At 46.2% G+C, this 615-nt stretch carries 1 protein-coding gene; it reads left to right on the top strand.

What is annotated here, in order from left to right:
* A partial coding sequence (locus NW213_RS16805) for an AAA family ATPase (protein ID WP_258323479.1) occupies positions 1-615 on the top strand: 615 nt, incomplete at both ends.

Consider the following 615-nt stretch of genomic DNA (forward strand, 5'->3'; position numbering starts at 1 on the left):
TTTGCTTATGTAGGCATTTGTGGTATCACGGAGGAGGAACTGCACTCTGTATTCAAAGAAGGCATAAAGGAGTTGGGTACCGCCAATAATATGACTGAGGAGGAAGCGAAAGCGAAACTGAAGGAACTGTATGACGGGTATCACTTCAACGAGGATTGTGTGGATATTTATAACCCGTTCAGCATACTTAATACTTTTGCCAAAAAAAGATTTGGTGATTATTGGTTCGAGACGGGTACGCCTACTTTCCTTGTGGAGCTGATGAAGGGATGCGGATATAACCTGAAGAAGCTGATGAGGGAGTATGCTACGGCGGACTCGCTGAACGGACTGGAAACTTTCAGGAAGAACCCCGTGCCGATTTTGTATCAGAGCGGGTATCTGACAATCAAGGATTATGACAGCAGATTCAAGACTTATATACTGGGATTCCCGAACAAAGAGGTGGAGGACGGTTTCATGGAATTCCTGTTGCCGAGCTATACGGGAATGGATAATTCGGAGGCTACGTTCGGAATCATGAATTTCGTGAAGGATATTGAAAGCGGAGACACTGACGCTTTCATGAAACGCCTGACGACTTTCTTTGCCGACACTCCGTACGAGCTGGCTCGC

It is taken from the genome of Bacteroides sp. ET336, assembly GCF_024733815.1.
GTDB classification, from domain to species: domain Bacteria; phylum Bacteroidota; class Bacteroidia; order Bacteroidales; family Bacteroidaceae; genus Phocaeicola; species Phocaeicola cellulolyticus.